The sequence below is a fragment of the Reticulibacter mediterranei genome, from assembly GCF_016587455.1.
The window spans coordinates 6,171,870-6,185,802 of record NZ_BNJK01000001.1 but is presented as its reverse complement, the minus strand read 5'-3'; the positions used below and the strand labels follow the sequence as shown (position 1 = coordinate 6,185,802).

At 54.4% G+C, this 13,933-nt stretch carries 13 protein-coding genes and 1 riboswitch; of the genes, 2 read left to right on the top strand and 11 right to left on the bottom strand.

Features of this window, described 5'->3' with window-relative positions; genetic code table 11:
- The first annotated feature begins 107 nt into the window (after positions 1 to 107).
- Complete coding sequence (locus K3T83_RS26775; RefSeq protein ID WP_236064995.1) at positions 108 to 1,427, top strand: MFS transporter; 1,320 nt, start codon at positions 108 to 110, stop codon at positions 1,425 to 1,427.
- A 67-nt stretch (positions 1,428 to 1,494) separates the two neighbouring features.
- Here K3T83_RS26775 and cobO read toward each other — a convergent pair whose 3' ends face one another.
- From cobO to K3T83_RS26735, 8 genes are all read right to left on the bottom strand, one after another.
- Complete coding sequence (cobO, locus tag K3T83_RS26770; protein ID WP_220205983.1) at positions 1,495 to 2,133, bottom strand: cob(I)yrinic acid a,c-diamide adenosyltransferase; 639 nt, start codon at positions 2,131 to 2,133, stop codon at positions 1,495 to 1,497.
- Between the two features lie 14 nt (positions 2,134 to 2,147).
- Positions 2,148 to 3,704 carry a cobyric acid synthase gene (locus tag K3T83_RS26765; protein WP_220205982.1) on the bottom strand — a complete coding sequence of 519 codons (1,557 nt, stop codon included), beginning with the start codon at positions 3,702 to 3,704 and terminating at the stop codon, positions 2,148 to 2,150.
- Positions 3,701 to 4,810: a pyridoxal phosphate-dependent aminotransferase gene (locus K3T83_RS26760; protein WP_220205981.1), complete on the bottom strand. Its 1,110-nt coding sequence runs from the start codon at positions 4,808 to 4,810 to the stop codon at positions 3,701 to 3,703. The genes K3T83_RS26765 and K3T83_RS26760 overlap by 4 nt, the downstream gene beginning before the upstream one ends.
- Positions 4,803 to 5,789 carry an adenosylcobinamide-phosphate synthase CbiB gene (gene cbiB, locus K3T83_RS26755; RefSeq protein WP_220205980.1) on the bottom strand — a complete coding sequence of 329 codons (987 nt, stop codon included), beginning with the start codon at positions 5,787 to 5,789 and terminating at the stop codon, positions 4,803 to 4,805. Before cbiB ends, K3T83_RS26760 begins: the two co-directional genes overlap by 8 nt.
- An 11-nt stretch (positions 5,790 to 5,800) precedes the next feature.
- Positions 5,801 to 6,835, bottom strand: a complete 1,035-nt coding sequence (locus K3T83_RS26750; protein WP_220205979.1) for an ABC transporter substrate-binding protein — start codon at positions 6,833 to 6,835, stop codon at positions 5,801 to 5,803.
- Between the two features lie 94 nt (positions 6,836 to 6,929).
- Positions 6,930 to 7,135: riboswitch (cobalamin riboswitch) on the bottom strand.
- A 47-nt stretch (positions 7,136 to 7,182) separates the two neighbouring features.
- Positions 7,183 to 7,809, bottom strand: coding sequence for a bifunctional adenosylcobinamide kinase/adenosylcobinamide-phosphate guanylyltransferase (gene cobU / locus K3T83_RS26745; RefSeq protein WP_220205978.1), 627 nt, complete (start codon positions 7,807 to 7,809; stop codon positions 7,183 to 7,185).
- A gap of 42 nt (positions 7,810 to 7,851) precedes the next feature.
- A complete protein-coding gene (gene cobS, locus K3T83_RS26740; RefSeq protein WP_220205977.1) occupies positions 7,852 to 8,802 on the bottom strand; it encodes an adenosylcobinamide-GDP ribazoletransferase in 951 nt (316 codons plus the stop codon).
- A 34-nt stretch (positions 8,803 to 8,836) separates the two neighbouring features.
- Positions 8,837 to 9,517, bottom strand: a complete 681-nt coding sequence (locus K3T83_RS26735; RefSeq protein WP_220205976.1) for a histidine phosphatase family protein — start codon at positions 9,515 to 9,517, stop codon at positions 8,837 to 8,839.
- A gap of 89 nt (positions 9,518 to 9,606) precedes the next feature.
- Here K3T83_RS26735 and cobT point away from each other — a divergent pair, with 89 nt between their 5' ends.
- A complete protein-coding gene (gene cobT, locus K3T83_RS26730; protein ID WP_220205975.1) occupies positions 9,607 to 10,686 on the top strand; it encodes a nicotinate-nucleotide--dimethylbenzimidazole phosphoribosyltransferase in 1,080 nt (359 codons plus the stop codon).
- Between the two features lie 155 nt (positions 10,687 to 10,841).
- On the opposite strand, the gene K3T83_RS26725 is transcribed toward cobT, so the two are convergent.
- From K3T83_RS26725 to K3T83_RS26715, 3 genes are all read right to left on the bottom strand, one after another.
- Positions 10,842 to 11,627 (bottom strand): hypothetical protein, encoded by a 786-nt coding sequence (locus K3T83_RS26725; protein ID WP_220205974.1) that lies wholly within the window; start codon positions 11,625 to 11,627, stop codon positions 10,842 to 10,844.
- Between the two features lie 270 nt (positions 11,628 to 11,897).
- Positions 11,898 to 12,854 carry a PfkB family carbohydrate kinase gene (locus K3T83_RS26720; RefSeq protein ID WP_220205973.1) on the bottom strand — a complete coding sequence of 319 codons (957 nt, stop codon included), beginning with the start codon at positions 12,852 to 12,854 and terminating at the stop codon, positions 11,898 to 11,900.
- 47 nt (positions 12,855 to 12,901) lie between these two features.
- Entirely contained in the window at positions 12,902 to 13,915 is a 1,014-nt protein-coding gene (locus tag K3T83_RS26715) for a zinc-dependent alcohol dehydrogenase family protein (RefSeq protein WP_220205972.1), read from the bottom strand.
- Positions 13,916 to 13,933 lie beyond the last annotated feature (18 nt).

Sequence of the window (13,933 nt, the reverse complement as noted above, 5' to 3'; positions counted from 1 at the left end):
TGATTTCCTGAACCCATACTCTACTCATTTACGACGTATTTCATAATTTCCTTGAAACTTTTTCTCTATATTCTGCTTATTTCTTCATATTATGTTGAGGTAATAACTTGCACTGGACAAATAACGAATATGAACAGGAAATACACAGCGACAAAGAAGCGCTGGTATCAGCGAAAGAACCTGTCTCGACGGTCAAAGCACATGATCCTTATTTCGCGCTTCGTTTCCGTGATTTTCGCCTCTTTCTCATCGCCAGCTTCGTCGGCTCGCTGGGAACCCAAATGGTCTATATTGCCATTGGCTGGGAACTGTACGAGCGTAGTGATTCAGCACTGGTACTGGGGGGCGTTGGTCTGGCACAGGTCTTGCCTGTCATCCTCTTATCACTGCCAGCGGGACATATCGCAGATCGCTTTCACCGCCAGACGATCCTGGTGCTCAGCCAGGCATTGGCAGTGCTAACTTCGCTCTGGCTGGCATGGCTCTCGTATACCCATAGCTCTATCGCACTCGTTTACGCATGCCTGGCATTGGGAGGGGTGGCAATGGCATTTAACGGCCCGGCTGCTGAATCGATTCTTGCTCATACAGTTCCCGAAGAGGCTTACACAAATGCTTCAACCTGGGCGAGCAGTTCATGGCAGCTGGCCTCCGTCGTTGGTCCGACGCTGGGAGGCTTCGCGATTGCAGTGTTTCGCAGCGCAACTCCAGTCTATGCCTTGAATACCCTGGCGGGGCTGATTATCACCTATCTCCTCATCCAATTGCGGGTGAGGCAACGACCAGTACACCAGAGCGAGCCACAAACGACGCTCAGTTCGTTAGCAGAGGGATTACGCTTTTTAAGCAAAACCCAGGTCATTCTGGCGGCTATTACACTTGATCTGTTCGCCGTCCTCTTTGGAGGTGCCACAACGTTGCTGCCGATCTACGCTCAGGATATTCTCCACGTCGGACCAACGGGCCTCGGCTGGCTGCGTGCCGCACCCTCTATCGGAGCGCTGGTGATCGCATTTATATTGACGCGCCGACCACCCTTTAAAAAGGCTGGCCGCACGTTACTGCTGGCGGTTGCGGGCTTTGGCGCGGCGACGATTATTTTCGGCATCTCACGTTCGTTCTGGCTCTCACTCGCTATGCTCTTCGTGCTGGGTGGATTGGACAATATCAGCGTTGTGATCCGTAATACGCTTTTGCTGGTCAGAACGCCGGATGCCATGCGTGGTCGCGTCTCGGCGGTCAACGCGCTATTTGTCACGGCCTCCAACGAGCTGGGCGGCTTCGAGTCAGGTCTGGCAGCTCAATTTCTCGGTCCAGTCGTGACGGTTGCTGGCGGCGGCGTTGGCACCATTCTGGTTGTTATCCTGGTCGCACTCTTATGGCCGGAGATGCGCCGCCTGGGAACACTGATCGAACCAAAATCCTGATTCGGCAAACAAAAACGCTCCTCGCATAGTGTGCATGAGCAGCGTTTTTGTTTGCCTGCTTCAACGCTTAAAATTCGATGCCTTTTTGTGCCATGATTCCCTGCGTTTTGTAGGGATGTTTGATCTCGCGCATCTCCGTCACCAGATCGGCATATTCAACTAGCCCGGCGGGAGCATCGCGTCCAGTCAAAATCACGTGCATGGCGGGATTGCGGTTGCGCAATGTGTTGAGTACTGTTTCCAGATCAAGCCAGCCATAGTTGATGGCATAGGTGATTTCGTCCATGATTACCACGTCGTACTGGTCGCTTTCAATCTTCTCGCGGCACTGCTCCCAGCACTGGTGGGCCAGCGCACGATCATGCTCAAGATTGTCGCTCTCCCAGGTAAAGCCCTTGCCAAGCGGGATAATCTCAACGCCCATACGCTGGGCGGCGCGAATTTCTCCCCACTTGCCGGTCTTGGCCTTGAGAAATTGCAGCATCACCACGCGCATACCCTGGCCCCATGAGCGCAACAACACGCCCAGCGCCGCCGTCGTCTTACCCTTGCCATTGCCGGTATTGACGATCACCAACCCCGTACGCCCACGCTTGCGTTTGGCACGCGCCTCGGCCAACTCCTGACGCACGCGAGAGAGTCGCTCCTCGCTCAGTCCATCCGGCTCCTCAAGCGGCACCGTTTCGTAGTTTTCTTCTTCTTGCATCGTTTTTCCCTGCCTTACTCTAGCTCACATAGTGCTTTCAACTGATCGATATCCAGATAGCGCTGGAGCCAATTCGCCAGCTTATCATACTCCTCGTGACGATTGAACGGCGTCTGCTCATCCACCAGAGGCTGAGCAAAACGTCGCTCGAACAACGCTCGCAACAATTCATGCCTGAAGGCGTCATTTTCAAACAAGCCATGTAAATATGCACCTGCACACCAGCCATCAGCGCTCAGCCAGCCATCATCAGCGCCATCAACACTAAAAACTGAGGTGCCAGTTCCCAGCTCAGTTGCTATGATTGTACGTCCCACATGGATCTGGTAAGTCTGCAAAGGCTGTTGCGGGATACGAGCAAACAGGCCGCGCACAGCAGCAGGTATCAGTTGAGCGTGGCATCGTTGCGTTGTTTTCTCATCGAGTGGCGCAAAAAAGGTCTCGACGGGCAGGAGATGAAGGCCCGGTTCAGTTGTGCCCGGATCGGCTTCGGAGCCTGCGCTATCGCTCACCCGCTCGCCCATCATCTGATAGCCGCCACAGATTCCCAGCACCGCGCTGCCGTTCTGTGCCAGCCGTCGAACATGCTGTGCCAATCCTCGTCGCCAGAGCCAGGCCAGGTCGCTCAACGTATTCTTCGTGCCTGGCAAAATGACGAGATCGGGTTGAGCAGGAAACTCGTCGGATGAGGCGGCGAAACGGAGATGCACCCGTTTTTCAGCAGCCAGAGCGTCAAACTCGTCGTAATTGCTGAGGTAAGGGAGCCGCACAATCACGATTTCCAGACACCCACGCTCCGTCGCATCTCGATTATCCTGCATAATAGCAGCGGTCCCCTCGTCGAGCGGCACGACATCCTCTTCGGCGATCCGAATATGCTGAAAGAAAGGGACCGTACCCAATACGGGAATGCCACCCATATTTGCAAGCATCTGCTCCCCATCGCGCCAGAGCGTGAGATCGCCACGAAATTTGTTGACGATAAAAGCCTTAACACGGGCGCGATCAGCAGGCGGCAAGAGCTTCAACGTGCCCAACAACGAGGCGAAGATACCGCCGCGATCAATATCGCCCACCAGCAACACCGGAGCATCGACCAGTTGCGCCACCGCCATATTGACCAGATCCTTCTCGGCCAGATTCAGCTCAACCGGACTACCAGCGCCTTCGATAATCACCAGATCGTATTCTTGACGTAACGTATTCAGCGCTTGCTGCACAATTGGCAACAAGGTGGCGCGGTTGCGATAGTATTCCCGCGCTTCGAGTGAGGCCAGTGGACGCCCCATAACGATTACCTGACTCCGCGAATGTCCCTCTGGCTTGAGCAAAATAGGGTTCATTTCAACGGTTGGCTCGATACCGGCTGCCTCCGCCTGGACCACTTGAGCGCGCCCAATCTCGCCACCACTGCGTGTCACCCACGAATTGAGCGCCATATTCTGCGCTTTGAATGGTGCAACGTGCCAACCTTCCCGTGTAAAAATGCGGCACAGTCCGGCAACAAGCGTGCTTTTGCCAACAGTCGAAGCCGTTCCCTGCACCATTAGCGTTTTTGCCAGCTTCTTCATGCTTGTACAACCTCCTGCAATGCCTGCACCAGTTGTCTCCACTCATGAGCGGGCCGAGTCGCAACGCGAATAAAGCGCGGCAAACCAAACGAGGTACAATCCCTTACTAACAGCCGTCGCTTGAGCAACTCTTGCCTGACATGCTGAGCATCGTCAACATTGATCAGGCAGAAATGCGTGCGCGAAGGCAAGACATGCAGATCGGCTTCTCGTAAAGCCGCGAAGAATGCCTCACGCTCAACTGTAAGGGCTGCCAGCGTGGTTGCAAGGTGCGCGCGATCAGCCAATACCGCCACGCCAGCTGCCTGTGCAAATCCACTGACATTCCACGATGGCAACTGCCTCTGCACGAGCCCGATACGTCCCGACGAACCAACAACATAACCCAACCGCACGCCTGCCAGAGCAAAATCTTTGGTGAGCGAGCGCAAGACCAATAGATGCTCGTTTATCCCTCCTTGCAGCAATGTCACGGCGGTATAAGAAACGGGAGGGGTGACGAAGCGCCAGTAGGACTCGTCAACGATCAGCAGCGTTCCAACGTTGGAACACGCCTGAAGCACCTGAGCAAGCTGCTCCTGCTCCATCCATACGCCGGTAGGATTGTTGGGATTGCAGAGCCAAACCACATCAGGCTTCTCCCTCACAATACGCGCTTGCAGTTCGATCAGATCAGGTTGAAATCGCTGAGTTTCGGCCCGACGAAACTCGCTGATAGTAGCACCAGTTGCCAATGATGCAGCGCGATATTCACCGAACGTGGGCGCAACAATCATGGCTTTTTTGTCGGGCGCAAGAAAAGCGCGAGCAGCTGCCCAGAGTAGTTCGCTGCTGCCATTACCACACAGCAGCGATGACATCGACAGATCAACACCCGACAGTTCGTACTCTAGAATTGCCCGACGCAACTGTAAACAGGCACGGTCTGGGTAACGGTCCAGCGCAACCTGAGCGATGGCTTCATGTACTGTCGATGAGGTGCCATATGGGTTACTATTAACGCTAAAGTCGAGAATTTCTGAGGGGTGCAGCCCCAGTTGCGCCAGTTCGCCGTAATCGATGGCCCCGTGTACCACCATAGGCTCTTCTTTGTGCATATCAGTCATAGCGAGCGCTCCAAACGATACGGCCTCCCATTACCAGTAACAGGGCCAGAATGCCCACGCGCCAGACCATCAGTTCCGCCTTCCTAATATCGGCAGGGGTCGGCGGTCTCTCGGCATCGCCAAGCTGATAATGTCCGACCTTTTCCAATTGTATCCCAAGCGCTCCGGCCATTGCCGCCATCGGCTGTCCGGCGTTGGGGCTGGCCGTCTTACGGGCATCCCTCCGCCAAATGCGCCATGCACGCCGCTGATCCCCACCAAACAACGGCGCGCAACCGATGATCAGCAAGGCACTCAGGCGCGATGGGAGCAGGTTTAAGAGGTCATCGAGGCGGGCCGCTGCTTTACCGAGATATTCATAATGCTCATGATAGCCAATCATCGAGTCAAAGGTATTGCAAAGGCGATAGAGCGCAGCCCCAGGCAAACCAAACAGGGCGTAATAAAACAGCGGAGCCACAACCGAATCGCTCAGGTTTTCGGCTAACGATTCGATAGCCGCCGCTGCTGCCAGTTCCGCCGATAATTGCGATCTGTCGCGGCTCACCAGGCTTTGCAAAGCCTGACGAGCCGCTGGAAGATCGTGTTGTTCCAGCGGCAACCGAACCGCGCGACCGGCCTCCGCCAGCATCTGCAAGGCAAAGAAGGGCTTGAGCACGCCTCCCTCCACGAGCGCATAGAGCAAATCGCCACAGAGAGCATTGCTGCAGGCAGCACGAAGACGCAGCGCCAATTTATGGATCAGCGCAGCAGGAGTGCAGACGAGCGGGGCGGCGATGACAGGCATAGCAGCCCCATAGAGGAGTTGCGGCAAACGGCCACGTGGCGCACCTCGCTCCAACCAGCGAATCAGCCTGCCGAACCAGATGACAGGGTGCCAGTTTGCTGACGGTTCGCCCCAGAGATCAAATACGAACGCCAGTAGCAATACTATACCAATCGCGCGCCCGTTCCTGCTTGCCCGTCTATGACGCATCATTCCCTCATCTCTCAAGCCGCCACCTGACAATACGCAGGAATGGGATCGGAAAACTTATCGGGGTGGACGACCTGGGCCACACACTGCAATCCCTGCACGATACGCGGACCAGCACGCTGCATAATGTCTGTATTGATGTGATAGATCTTCCGGTTTTTTACCGCATCAATACTGCCCCAATTCGGACGTTTATAGACCTGGGTTGCATCGCCACCATATTTCGGGTCTTCCGTGAGAATCACAAATTGCGGATTTGCAGAGATAATAGCCTCGTCTGTCACCTGGGGATAGCCGCCACCGGAGGTGTTGGTATGAAAAATATTGGTTGCGTTGGCATATTGCAGTAGTTCATCACCAAAGGAGCCGCCACCAAAGACATAAGGCTTGCCCGGCGTGCTATCATCAACTTCCAATAGCACCTTTGGCGCGCTCGTTCCCACAACTTTCGCCTTCACGGTATCTATCTGCTGCTGCATCTGCTTCGTCAGCGCGCTGGCTGCATCCTGAGTAAAGGTAAGCTGGCCGACAAGCTGGATTTGCTGTAATGTCCCTGCAATATCAGGAGATGGCAGATCGACAACATGCAAACCCAACTGCGTCAACTGGCTATCATATTGCTTGGTGATACCACCTGCGCTGAGGACGAGATCAGGATGGAGGGCCACAATCTGCTCAACATTATATTTACCGCCAGTATCAGAGATTTTCTGCTTCTTCGCCATCTCTGCCGGGTAATTGGTGTAGTAATCAACGCCCACGACCCGATCTTGCAAATTGAGTCCACCTAGAATCTCGCTCATACTCGGCACCAGCGACACAATTTTTTGCGGCGCGCTTTTGGGATAGGTGATAGGGGTTCCATAGGCATCAACCGCTGGCGTCAAGATGGGCGTAGGGGTCGTGCCGGTCGTTGTTGCCGTTGTCGTCGTACCATTTCCAGTTCCACCACACGCCGCTAAACACAGGAGACAGGCAAGCAGCGCGATCAGGAGGTGAGAAGTGGTAACGAGCTTATGCTGACAGGTGCGCATCTGGATAACCTCCATAGAATGATAACGTCACCTTGCGCGCAATGGAGATCAACCAGAGACAGAAAGAAAAAATATGCCTCGGCAGCTCGCCCCTTATAACGCGAAGGATCAGAGCATACTTCATCAGGCAGGTCTCCTGGCTTCTGGCTTGTCTGCTGTTTCCTCGCCTTCCCGCCCTTTGCTGAAAGAACAGTGGCATCTTTCCCGATGGAAACCGCATACCAGTTACAGTAGCGCGACTGCGTTGGATTCACACCAACTTCCCTATTCTGCCGCGATGACATCATCACAGCCACCTGATGAAAACAGAACAATGATTAACGGCCCTACTATATAACAATCTCAGGAACATTCGCAAGTTGCTAGAGGGACGCCTCTTCGTGCAAACGCTTGATATCAACCGCTAACCCGGCTATCAGGAAATAGACGCGTGCGGCCTCCTGTGCCAATCGTCGGTTTACGGCTCCCAACACATCGCGGTAGACGCGTCCTAACGCAAATGCGGGTACAATGCCCAGCCCGACTTCGTTCGTGACGATCACCAGCCTTTGCTGAGCATTGAGCGCCTGTGCCTCTCTAAGCAATACCTCAATTTCCTGAAGAGCGCCCTCGCTATAGACGCTGGCAGGGGTGGACTCTATGGAGCTTAGCTCATCCTGTAGTAGTAGCCAGTTTGAGAGCCAGACAGTAATACAATCCAGCAGAATAATATCGGCGAGTGAGGCCGCTTGACACACTGCTCCGGCGAGATGCAGCGGTTCCTCGATTGTCTGCCACGTGGTGGGACGCGCTGCCTGATGACGTGCGATGCGATCGCGCATATCATCATCGCCTGCGGTTGCAGTTGCTATATAAGCAACGCTGCGACCGCTCCGCCGGGCCAATCGTTCGGCATATGTACTCTTCCCACTACGCGCGCCACCGGTCACGAGAATAAGCTGTGGATTTTCTCGCACTGCGACCGCCTCCCCATCTTCATCAACAAACATACATCATTACCTCTTTCTCTCCCTACATATTTTCAAGTTGCATCAAAACGTGAAGCGCAGAAGAACCAGGACCAGAAGAGCCACCATCTCCGCGACCTCCTCAATTGCACCGTAAATATCACCGGTCAGACCGCCGAGGACGCGTGTGGCCCAGACACCCACTAACAGAGCTGCCAGAGTACCACCAAACCAGGCGGCCAGACCGGGCAGGCGTCCCACCGCGAGGACGACGATCAGGGCGATGATAGCAGCTAATAACAAACGGGGCCGCGTCACGGTCTGGCGAAAATCTGCTCCCAAACCAGCGGAACGTGCGCCTGGAAAGATGTAGACAGTCAGCACCATCGCCCAGCGAGCCAGCGGCAACACCATCAATAATGCCAGAGGGAGCAGATAATTGCTATCGGCAAGCGTGACAAACGCGGCAAATTTAAAGAGCAAAGTGCAGGCACCACCCAGCACGCCAAAGCTCCCGACGCGACTATCGCGCATGATTTCCAGTTTGCGCTCTCGACTCGTCCCGCCAAACATGCCATCACAGGAATCCATTAAGCCGTCCAGATGCAGCCCTCCCGTGAGCAAAATCTGCGCGATCAGCACCAGCACGGCCACCACCAGCGAGGGCAAGCGGAGAGACGCGCTTAAAAACAGCGCCCAGAGAGCGAGCAACACGCCAAGCAACAGCCCAACGAGCGAGAAATAGCCGCTGCCAACGATGGGAGTAGGGAGCGTCTCTGCTGTTTGCGCGAAGCGTGATCTGCTCGGAGCCGGCAATACAGTCAAGAAACGCACAGCAGCAAGAAATTCCTCATACTGCGTTATCACTTGCACACCAAAGCTTGATCGGGGCTGCTGCGGCACATCGTCTGGCAGCGTCCCTGGGCCTGTGGGCCATGCGCTCTGCGACGCATCCGAACGCCGTTGCGAGAGACGATCAATGCGTTCTTTCGCCTGCTGAATTGTTCGCCGAACAAAATTCTGCATTTCCTGCATACTGTAGCACCTCCTGAAGCTATCCTATCGTACATTATGTAACGTAGTCGTTGAGACAGTGAGGAGACTGTACATTCAACAGAGTCAGCGTGGCATCAGGGATCATCTCGTCAGTTGTTGGGAGAAACTCTACCGCGCTGACCGAGCCTGGATTGAGCCGCAATTGCCACTGGCGCTCCAATGGCATTCTCAGTATACAACACAACAGCGCACGCAATGGCCCTCCATGACTGACCAGCACAATATCACCTTGCTGATCTGTTTGCCTGGCGGCATCATGGACGAGAACGAGAAAGGCCGTTTGCACCCGTTGCAGCAGGCTGGAGAACGCTTCTCCGGCAGGTGGCGAAGCATGGAGAGGGTCGGTGAAAAATGCCAGTCGATCAGGAAAGCGTTCTGCAATCTGCGCATAGGTCAGTCCCTCCCAGACTCCAAAATTCAGTTCGCGCCACGCCTCCAATGTCTGAATAGATACTAGCGGATGAGATTGTGCAATTACTTCTGCCGTTTGGCGTGCTCGCAACAAATCGCTGGCGTAGATCGTCCCGATAGGAGCAGCACGCAGAAACTCCGCAAGCCAGCGCGCCTGCTCATATCCCTGCTCTGATAACGCAATATCGCTATGACCACCAAAGCGCTGCTCGCTATTCCAAAGTGTCGCGCCATGTCGCACCAGCCAGAGCCGTCGCGTGGAAAAAGTTTTATCGAATTCCATTCTGCCTCCTCTTTCGTCTTGACCTGTTCAGATAAAGCCCTTTACTATAGAGATGATATTTCTAACTTTTAATCTTGAGGATAAGCATAATGGAAAAGCAAGCAGATAGACAACGCATCAACGATCTCATCGCACGCATTGAACCGCTCGATGTGGAGGCAATGGAGCAGGCAAGGCAGCGGCAGGAGAATCTTACCAAACCTGCTGGAAGCCTCGGACGACTTGAGAAGCTCGCCATTCAAATTGCAGGAATACAACGCCGTGCACTACCAGGCATCGAACAAAAAGTTGTGATTGTGATGGCGGGTGATCATGGCGTGACCGTCGAGGGAGTGAGCGCCTACCCATCGGAGGTCACTCCGCAGATGGTGCAAAACTTCCTACATGGTGGCGCGGCGATCAACGCGCTGGCACGACAGGCCAACGCCCGCGTCGTCATCGTGGATATTGGTGTGGCAAGCGAACTACACCATCCTGATCTCGTCTCCCGCAAAGTTGCCCCTGGCACAGCAAATATGGCTCAAGGAGCCGCCATGACAGAAGCGCAAATGTTGACTGCTATCAACGTCGGGATCGATATCCTGCAAGCTCAACAGGGAGTACAGCTTGTTGCAACCGGCGATATGGGCATTGGCAATACCACCGCATCCAGCGCTATTACTGCGGATCTGTTGCAATTGCCGGTCTCGCAGGTCACGGGGCGCGGCACCGGCCTGAACGATGCACAATTGGACCACAAGATAGTGGTAATTGAGAGAGCGCTAGCGATCAATCAACCTGAGCCGCAAAATCCTCTCGACGTGCTAATGAAGGTTGGTGGCCTGGAGATAGCCGGTCTGGTGGGAGTAATCCTGGCAGCGGCAGCAGAACGCATCGCAGTAGTGATCGATGGCTTTATCTCTGGGGCCGCTGCGCTGGTTGCCGCTCGCTTATGCCCCGCCGCCTGTCAATATTTGATCGCCGGGCATACTTCCGTCGAACAGGGACATGGGCATATCTTGCGAGCATTGGAATTGGCCCCATTGCTGAACCTAGGCCTGCGTCTTGGCGAAGGGACAGGAGCGGTCCTGGCAATGCATCTCATTGAGGGAGCCTTACACACGCATAATGAGATGCTGACGTTTGCTGAAGCCGGGGTAAGCAATCGAGAGGAGGAAGAAAAAAACTAACTCCTCCGGGACGACCGAATATGGCAGGGGCGATGGCTTGTCCTCGCCCGCCCGGCTCTCCAGGTGGCGTGATGCCCACACAGACGAGGACAAGCCATCGCCCCTGCCATATTCGGGTGGCTATCCCTGCCTCATTTTCTGTTCCCTCGATCTGATTATTTGAACTTAAATGAGGCTAGCATAGGATCAAAGTAGGTTGCTTTGGTATGGGCAAAATCAGGGACAACAGCACCATTGCCCACTTTCTGATAGGCACCATACATAATCACTGTCTGCCCATATTGTGAGTCAGATCTCACCAGTTCGCGCACCTCGTAATTGTTGCTGGCAACCAGACAGATGAGGTCAACCTGCGACCATGAGACACCATCAGCTGTCTCCGCAGATGATGGCACCGATTTATCACCAGTATCACATCTAAACTCGCCACCGAGCAGTTCATTGACACTACCACCAACGGCCTGCTCGCCTGAATGACGTTTAACAAGAAAGCCTGTAACATTATCGGCAGCAACAAACCTATAAGTCTGTGACGGGGGCTGATTCGCTGCTACTGGTGAACCAGACTTGTGCGTCTTTTGCCATTTGGCGGGATAGAGCATAGTAAAATCCACTCCCGTAAAGGGCTGAAGATCTGTCGCTGTCCCTGTTACAGATGTTGGAGCTGCAGGTTGATTTGCGGTTGTAGCACTCGTCGCCTTCGCAACAGTGGTCGGCGCTTTTCCTGTCCCTGCTACAGGTGTTGGAGTTGCAGGTTGATTTGTGGTTGCGGGTTGAGTTGCAGTTGCAGCAGTGGTCAGCGTTGGTGTGGTATTAGCAGAGGTCGGCGTTGGTGTGGCACCAGACGAGCCTGCGGGGTCGCTACAAGCCGCGAAAAGCGTGACCAGCAAACCAATACTCAAGACATACATACACTTCTGGATAGCACTATTTCTCATCATATACATCCATGTCTATTTCATAATACTAAAGTGATCCTTCTTTTTCGGAGAAGTTCCATCACTTCTGTCAACAGTCTACTTACTTATCGTTACTCAGCAAAATTCGTTACATTCAGGATACTGTGGCTCTCCCTATTAGATAACATGATCAATTGAGCAAGGATACTGATCTGACAAAGCGAGAGAGGAACACAAAAAGAAATGCCTGGTGGTTCTTCCCCAGGCACACTATCTATTATTTCGTTATCGCTTGTGTTCTCAGGGCAGCGCTCAGGTTGAGAGGAGCGACTGAACCATCTCACGCGATGGTAAGGACGACATAGCTCCAACGTGGGTAGCAGACATGGCTCCAACAGCATTGCCCATCGTCAGCGCCCTCTCAATCATCGCCTGCTCCCAGGTAAACTCTCCGATCAACAGGCCACTGAGCATGCCAGCGACAAAGGCATCGCCAGCACCGGTCGTGTCTTTCACGACAACAGAGAAGCCGGGAACATGTCCGCTGGTTTTTGCCGTGAAATAGGTACAGCCAACCTTCCCTTGCGTCACCACCAACAATCGCAAGCTCTGGTGCCAGAGCGAACTGACGGCCCGTTCAAGCACGCTCTCCTCGCTTAGAAAGTGCAATTCCTCCTCGCTAACTTTGACGACCTCCGCATGCTGCCAACCGGCGAGAATACCAGCTCTCGCGGCTCCAGGAGAGGGCCAGAGCGAGAGGCGCAGATTTGGATCATAGGAAAGATGCGCACCATTGCTTTTCGCGTATGCCAGGGCAGTTAATGTCGCGCTGCGGCTCGGCTCATCGATCAAAGAAATAGAGCCGTAGTGAAAGATACGCGTGTTGGCTGCGAATGCGGGATCAACATCATCAGGACGCCAGAGCATATCAGCGCTCGGATGACGATAGAACATAAACTCACGTTCTCCTTGAGCAAGCAACGAGACAAACGCGAGCGCCGTTCGTGCCTGCGTTGAGAAGCGCAACCCGCCCGTATCGACGCCGTTGCTGTATAGTGTGTCAGCTAGAAAGTGACCGAACTCATCGTCGCCAACCTGACCCATAAAGCCTGCGCGATGGCCCAGCCTGGCAACGCCAACAGCAACGTTTGCTGGAGCGCCGCCAGGAGCCTTCTGAAAATTGGAAGCCTGAGCAAGTGTGACTCCGACCTCCGTTGCCACAAAATCAACGAGGAGTTCACCACAGGTGACGACATCCATCGTTTCCATGAATAACTCTCCGTTTTCGTTAGATTGATGCCGTTTCCCCATACAACTTATGCATTGGGTAGCACCTGTGTTTTGAGTCCCTCGCCGCGCCGTACGGCCGCCAGCGCCTCTGAGAAATCAGCCAGAGGAAAGGCAGCGGTTAGCATCGCCTGCGTATCGATCACACCACTGGCGATAAGATCGAGCGCGGCTTGAAAAGAGAAGAGAACCGCCATCGAACCAACTATCGTAATCTCATCGTTGTAAATGCGGAACGGCGACAGAGAGACGCGTGCCTCGTGAGACGCAACGCCAAAGACCATAAACTTTCCGCCGCGCTTGACCGCCAGAAACGCCTGCTCGATCACCGGAGCCACACCCGTCGCATCAATCACGCAATTGAAGCCGAGCGGCTCATCTGCCAGCGCTTGCTGCACGCCTGTATACGTCCGGGTCGCTCCCAGGCTCTCTGCCCGCTTCAAACGTTGAGCGTTCACATCGACAACAGCAATCCGCGATGCCCCGCCGCGTCGCGCGAGTTGCAATAGCAGCAGTCCCATCGTGCCAGCACCAACGATCAAAAAGGTATCGCCCGATTTTGGGTTCAGGCTATGCATACCGTGTACCGCGCACGAAACAGGCTCGATCAGCGCCGCTTCGCGCAACGACATCGTATCGGGCAATGGATACGACTTGGCAGCAAGCACCGCCACATACTCGGCAATGGCACCGTTGAGCGTGACGCCAAGAGCAGTATAGTTAAGACACAGGTTTTCATGCCCCGAACGGCACGGCTCGCACTGACCACAATAGATATTTGGCTCGACTGCCACACGGCTTCCAACCGCAAAGCTCCCTTTTTGCGCAACGTTACTGCCGACCGCGACCACCTCGCCCGCGAACTCATGACCGGGCACAATCGGATAGTGAGCCAGCGGGGAATCGCCATCAATAATATGCAGATCAGTCCCGCAAATACCGCACGCTTCAACACGAATGAGCAGTTCATCTGGTTGCGGCGTGGGATCGGACACGCTGCCCACGCCAAACTTGCCAGGAGCATCGATAATTACAGCACGCATAAAAAGTCCTCTCTATTC

Bases quoted from the DNA above. Each gene is read 5' to 3' on its own strand.
- cobO (WP_220205983.1), bottom strand. From the start codon at position 2,133: ATGCAAGAAGAAGAAAACTACGAAACGGTGCCGCTTGAGGAGCCGGAT.
- K3T83_RS26765 (WP_220205982.1), bottom strand. From the start codon at position 3,704: ATGAAGAAGCTGGCAAAAACGCTAATGGTGCAGGGAACGGCTTCGACT.
- K3T83_RS26760 (WP_220205981.1), bottom strand. From the start codon at position 4,810: ATGACTGATATGCACAAAGAAGAGCCTATGGTGGTACACGGGGCCATC.
- cbiB (WP_220205980.1), bottom strand. From the start codon at position 5,789: ATGATGCGTCATAGACGGGCAAGCAGGAACGGGCGCGCGATTGGTATA.
- K3T83_RS26750 (WP_220205979.1), bottom strand. From the start codon at position 6,835: ATGGAGGTTATCCAGATGCGCACCTGTCAGCATAAGCTCGTTACCACT.
- cobU (WP_220205978.1), bottom strand. From the start codon at position 7,809: ATGTTTGTTGATGAAGATGGGGAGGCGGTCGCAGTGCGAGAAAATCCA.
- cobS (WP_220205977.1), bottom strand. From the start codon at position 8,802: ATGCAGGAAATGCAGAATTTTGTTCGGCGAACAATTCAGCAGGCGAAA.
- K3T83_RS26735 (WP_220205976.1), bottom strand. From the start codon at position 9,517: ATGGAATTCGATAAAACTTTTTCCACGCGACGGCTCTGGCTGGTGCGA.
- cobT (WP_220205975.1), top strand. From the start codon at position 9,607: ATGGAAAAGCAAGCAGATAGACAACGCATCAACGATCTCATCGCACGC.
- K3T83_RS26725 (WP_220205974.1), bottom strand. From the start codon at position 11,627: ATGATGAGAAATAGTGCTATCCAGAAGTGTATGTATGTCTTGAGTATT.
- K3T83_RS26720 (WP_220205973.1), bottom strand. From the start codon at position 12,854: ATGGAAACGATGGATGTCGTCACCTGTGGTGAACTCCTCGTTGATTTT.
- K3T83_RS26715 (WP_220205972.1), bottom strand. From the start codon at position 13,915: ATGCGTGCTGTAATTATCGATGCTCCTGGCAAGTTTGGCGTGGGCAGC.